6 protein-coding genes are annotated in these 5064 nt (G+C 64.0%); 4 read left to right on the top strand and 2 right to left on the bottom strand.

From position 1 onward, the window contains the following. Positions 1 to 4 precede the first annotated feature (4 nt). On the bottom strand, positions 5 to 784 hold the full coding sequence (locus tag QZ213_RS24465) for an SDR family oxidoreductase (protein ID WP_291688651.1): 780 nt from the start codon (positions 782 to 784) through the stop codon (positions 5 to 7). Between the two features lie 175 nt (positions 785 to 959). On the opposite strand from QZ213_RS24465, the gene QZ213_RS24460 reads away from it, so the two are divergent. Genes QZ213_RS24460 through QZ213_RS24450 form a run of 3 tightly spaced genes read left to right on the top strand, consistent with a single transcriptional unit; the run spans position 960 to position 3116 of the window. After that, complete coding sequence (locus QZ213_RS24460) at positions 960 to 1751, top strand: enoyl-CoA hydratase/isomerase (protein ID WP_291688650.1); 792 nt, start codon at positions 960 to 962, stop codon at positions 1749 to 1751. Then, a complete protein-coding gene (locus QZ213_RS24455; protein WP_291688649.1) occupies positions 1748 to 2734 on the top strand; it encodes a phosphotransferase family protein in 987 nt (328 codons plus the stop codon). The genes QZ213_RS24460 and QZ213_RS24455 overlap by 4 nt, the downstream gene beginning before the upstream one ends. Position 2735: 1 nt before the next feature. Next, on the top strand, positions 2736 to 3116 hold the full coding sequence (locus QZ213_RS24450; protein WP_291688648.1) for a DUF6285 domain-containing protein: 381 nt from the start codon (positions 2736 to 2738) through the stop codon (positions 3114 to 3116). A 114-nt stretch (positions 3117 to 3230) separates the two neighbouring features. Here the strand turns inward: QZ213_RS24450 and QZ213_RS24445 are convergent, their stop codons facing one another. After that, entirely contained in the window at positions 3231 to 4010 is a 780-nt protein-coding gene (locus QZ213_RS24445; RefSeq protein WP_291688647.1) for an enoyl-CoA hydratase-related protein, read from the bottom strand. Positions 4011 to 4231: 221 nt separating this feature from the next. Between QZ213_RS24445 and QZ213_RS24440 the strand changes: the two genes are divergently transcribed. After that, positions 4232 to 5064 (top strand): acyl-CoA dehydrogenase family protein (locus tag QZ213_RS24440; RefSeq protein ID WP_291688646.1); only part of this gene is annotated, 833 nt, incomplete at its 3' end.

Raw genomic sequence — 5064 nt, 5'->3', positions numbered from 1 at the left:
GCTGTCAAAACGCCGTATAGCCGCCGTCGATCACAAAGCAGTCGGCGGTATGATAGGACGACGCCTTGCTCATCAGATAAACCGCGATGCCGCCGAAATCCTCCGGCTCGCCGAACCGTCGCACCGGAATCCGCGGCATCACATTGGCCACGAATTTCTCATTGGCCATGATGCCGGCGGTCATCTCGCTCTTGATCCAGCCGGGCAGGATGGCGTTTGCGGTGACGCCCTGGCGCGCCAGTTCGACGGCGAGGGCACGGACCAGCGCATTGATCGCGGCCTTGGTCGCGGCGTAGTGCTCGTTGCGCGCGGTACCGAACAGCGAGGCAAGGCTCGAGGTCGCCACCAGCCGGCCGAAGCGGTCGCCTGCCTCGGCGCGCTCGGTCATGTGGCGCGCCGCGGCCTGAAACGCGTGAAAGACGCCGTCGAGATTGGTCGCGAACATCTTGCGCCATTCCTCCTCGGTACGGTCGATGAAGGCGCGCCGTCCGCCGCCGCCGATGCCGGCGTTGGCAAAGCAGCCGTCGACCCGGCCGAAGGCATCCAGCGTCGCCTTCATCGCGGCGTTTACGGAAGCGGAATCGCTGACGTCGCAGATGCGGGTATCGATCTTGCCGGGAGAGCCGGCCATGGTCGCGGCGGCGTTTCTGTTCTTCTCGGCGTTGCGGCCCCAGATCGAGACGTCGCACCCGGCCGCCGCCAGCGCCTGCGCGATGCCGAGGCCGATGCCGCCATTGCCGCCGGTGATGACGGCCACGCGGCCGGTGAGGTCGAAAATACCCATGAGCGTTTCCAGTGTGGTTTGGCGCGCGTTCTGCGCGTTGCGCCCGGTGGCGGGCTGATGGTCCCCGACAACCATGGACAAGGCCGCCCAGAAAATCAAATATGGGCCTGAGGTCGCAACAACCCTTTGTACCGCGGGACGAAATAACGCGGGACCACAACCCCTGAGGAAACAAATGCAGTTCAAGCACGTCACGCTCGAGTTCGACGGTCCGGTGGCCATCCTGAAGCTCGACCACCAGGAGGTGATGAACGCGGTGTCGATCGACATGCTGGGCGGTCTCGCCGAGGCGCTCGACGTCATCGACGACAAGAAGGCCGAAGTCCGCTGTCTGGTCCTCACCGGCGCAGGGCGAGCGTTCTGCACCGGCGCCAATTTGCAGGGCCGCAACAACCAGAAGCCAGGCAAGAGCAATGCCGGGGCCGCGCTGGAAACCGCGTTCCACCCGTTCCTGCGCCGTTTGCGCAACCTGCATTGCCCGATCGTCACCTCGGTCAATGGTCCGGCCGCGGGCGCCGGCATGAGCTTCGCGCTGATGGGCGACATGATCCTGTGCGCGCGCTCAGCGTATTTCCTGCAGGCCTTCCGCCGCATCGGTCTGGTGCCGGACTGCGGATCGACCTGGCTGTTGCCACGGCTGATCGGAAAAGCCCGTTCGGTGGAACTGTCCCTGATGGGCGAGCGGCTTCCGGCCGAGAAGGCGCTGGAATGGGGCCTCGTTAACCGGGTTTACGACGACGCGGCCTTGACGGAGGAGACCATGAAGCTCGCGCATGAGCTGGCAAACGGTCCGACCATCGCGCTGTCCTTGATCCGCAAGCTGTACTGGGACAGTTCGGAAAATTCGTTCGAGGACCAGCTCAATCTCGAATTCGAGTCGCAGCGGATCGCGGGCAGGGCCGAGGATTTCAAGGAAGGCGTCACCGCGTTCCTGGAGAAGCGCCCGGCGAAGTTCAAAGGCAAATGATCGAGGCTCAACTCGGTCGCTGCGTCGCCGCCTGGTGTCCGGGCGCGACCGGCGTCACTGGCGCCGCAAAACTCTCCGGCGGCGCCAGCCAGGAGACCTGGACGTTCGATATCGTGCATCCCGATGGCCCCATCGGCGCGATCCTGCGCCGCGCGCCGCCCGGCTATGGTGCTTCGCCGGGGCGGGCGGCCGGGTTGGATGCCGAAGCCACGTTGATGCAGCTCGCGCATGATGCCGGCCTGCCGTCGCCGCGCGTGCTGCATGTACTGACGCCCGAAGACGATCTCGGCACCGGTTTCATCATGCAGCGTGTCGAAGGCGAAACCATCGCGCGCAAGATCCTGCGCGATGAGCAGTTTGCCAAGGCACGTCCCATGCTGGCACGTCAGGTCGGTGGAATAGCGGCCGGCATTCATGGGCTGGACGTGACGAAGTTACCAAAACTTCGGCAAATGACATCAACCAAAGAGATCGCCGACCTCGATCGCGAATACCGCAGCTTTGGGTGGCCGCGGCCGGTGTTCGAGCTGGCGCTGCGCTGGCTGCGCGATCATGATCCCGGGCCATCCGCGGAGGTGACGCTGGTGCACGGCGATTTCCGCCACGGCAATCTCATCATCGGCCCCGACGGCGTGCGCGCGGTGCTGGACTGGGAACTGGCTCATCTCGGCGACCCCATGGAGGATCTGGGCTGGGTCTGCGTCAATTCCTGGCGCTTCGGCGAGATCGACAAACCCGTCGGCGGCTTTGGCACCCGCGAGGAGCTGTTCGCGGGCTACGAGGCGGCGGGCCGGCGCGCCGATCCCGAGCGGGTCAAATTCTGGGAAGTAATGGGCACGCTGCGCTGGGGCGTGATGTGCTGCGGCATGATGCAGCGGTTCCGCCAGGGCCCCGACCATTCGATGGAACGCGCCATGATCGGGCGGCGCTCGTCGGAGGCCGAGATCGACTTGCTGCGGTTACTCGCGCCACGGGAGAAGTGAGATGCAGGACGAACCGACACCCGTCGAGCTGACAAAAGCGGTCGCGGATTTCCTGCGCCATGACATCACGCCCATGATCTCCGGGCATAACGCCTTCAAGCTGCGGGTCGCGATCAACATGCTCGACCTCGTCACCCGGCAATTGACGCAGCAGCAGGGCAGCGACGCCGCGGAATCCGCGCGGCTCGCGCAACTTCTGGGCATGCAGGGTTCGCTCTTTGACCTGAACCGCGAACTCGCTGACCGAATCGGGAAGGGTGAGCTAGATCTGACGACGCCCGGTCTGTCGGAGCATCTGTGGCAGACCACGATGGACAAGCTCGCGGTCGATCAGCCGAATTATGCGGCGTACAAGCGGGAGTTGGGAAGCAAGGGCGGCTAGGGCAACGTCATTCCGGGATGCGCCGTCAGGCGCAGACTCGGAATCTCGAGATTCTCCGATGTGCGATTGCACATCGTAGTTCGATGCTTCGCATCGCCCCGGAATGACGAAGCGTCACTTCCCAACCCATTTCGGCGGGCGCTTCTCGGAAAACGCCTTCGGCCCCTCGATGTAATCCTGCGACGCCGCCATCGCCTTTACCGCGGGATATTCCCGCTGCTCTGATATCGCCTGCTCCAGCGAGACCGCAAGGCCTCTCTGGATGGTCTGCTTGGAGGCGCGGATCGACATCGGGCTATTCTTGCAGATCGTCTCGGCCCAGCGCTCCGCCGCCGCCAGGGCTTCGCCTTGCGGCACCACCTCGTTGACAAAACCGAGCTCGAGACCTTCCTTGGCCGAGACGTGGCGCGCGGTGAGGATCATGCCCATGGCACGCTTCAGCCCGATCTGCCGCGGCAGCCGGTGTAATCCGCCGGCGAGCGCCGCGAGCCCCACGCGCGGTTCGGGCAGCGCGAAGGTCGCATTCTCCGAGGCAATAATGAGGTCGCAGGCCAGCGCAATTTCAAAACCGCCGCCCATGGCGACGCCGTTGACCGCGGCGATGATCGGCTTGTCGCAGTCGAAGCGCGAGGTCAGGCCGGCAAACCCGCCCTTGTCCCAGCCGCGTTTTCCTCCGGCCGCCTGCCATTTCAGGTCGTTGCCGGCGCAGAACGCCTTGTCGCCGGCACCGGTGACGATCGCGACCCACTGCTCCGGATCGGCGGAGAAGTCGTCGAACACCTTGTCCAGCTCGAAATGCGCATCCGTATGCAGCGCGTTGTACACTTCCGGGCGCGACAGCGTCACGATCGTGACCGGGCCCTTGCGCGTTACCTTGGAGAATTTCAGGTCCATGTTTGCTCCCGTGATTTTTTTCTGCGGCGAGGAATATTGCCGAGGATACTAGCGTGCACGCGGCGCTGGACGCTACCCAATTACGCAAGGGCCCCGCGCGCCACAAGCCCATCGCATTGCTTGACTCGGTCTTCCGTTCTCACCTTAATCGATCCAGGCTGCAGCGCCTCGTAGCGCCTTAACGCAAATCGACAATAACAATATTTCCGGGAGAGACCGCCTTGGATTTCAATCTGCCGGCCGATCTGGTCGCCTATCTCGACGAACTCGACCTTTTCATCGCGCGCGAGATCAAGCCGATCGAGGCGGCCGACGACAACATCCGCTTCTTCGATCATCGCCGCGAATGGGCGCGTACCGATTTCGACAACGGCGGCCTGCCGCGGCATGAATGGGAGGCGCTGCTGCGGCGCGTGAAAAATCTCGCCGACAGCGCCGGCCATCTGCGCTTTGCGATACCAAAACGTTATGGCGGCAAGGACGGCTCCAATCTCTGGATGGCTGTCATCCGCGAGCATTTTGCGTCCAGGGGCCTTGGCCTGCACAACGACCTGCAGAACGAGCATTCCATCGTCGGCAATCTGCCGCTGGTCACCATGCTCGACCGCTACGGCCGCGACGACCAGAAGGCGATGATCGAGGGCTCGATCACGGGCAAATACCGCATCACCTTCGGCCTCACCGAGCCCGAGCACGGCTCGGACGCGACTCACATGGAAACCCGCGCCGTCGAGGCCACGCGAGAGGGCGTCAAGGGGTGGGTGATCAACGGCGAGAAGATGTGGACCACTGGCATGCATGTCGCCACCCATTGCGCGCTGTTTGCCCGCACCTCGGGCAACGACGGCGACGCCCGCGGCATCACCTGCTTCCTGGTGCCGGCAAAAGCCAAGGGCGTGAAGGTCGAGGAATATATGTGGACCTTCAACATGCCGACCGATCACCCGCGCGTCAGCTTTACCGACGTATTCGTGCTGGAGGATGCGTTGTTCGGCGAGATCGGCCGCGGGCTGTCGCTGGCGCAATGTTTTGTGCATGAGAACCGCATCCGGCA

It is taken from the genome of Bradyrhizobium sp. (genome assembly GCF_017881085.1).
Lineage (GTDB): Bacteria > Pseudomonadota > Alphaproteobacteria > Rhizobiales > Xanthobacteraceae > Bradyrhizobium.
Note: the sequence above shows the minus strand (reverse complement) of the source record. Positions and strands in the feature narration are given on the sequence as shown.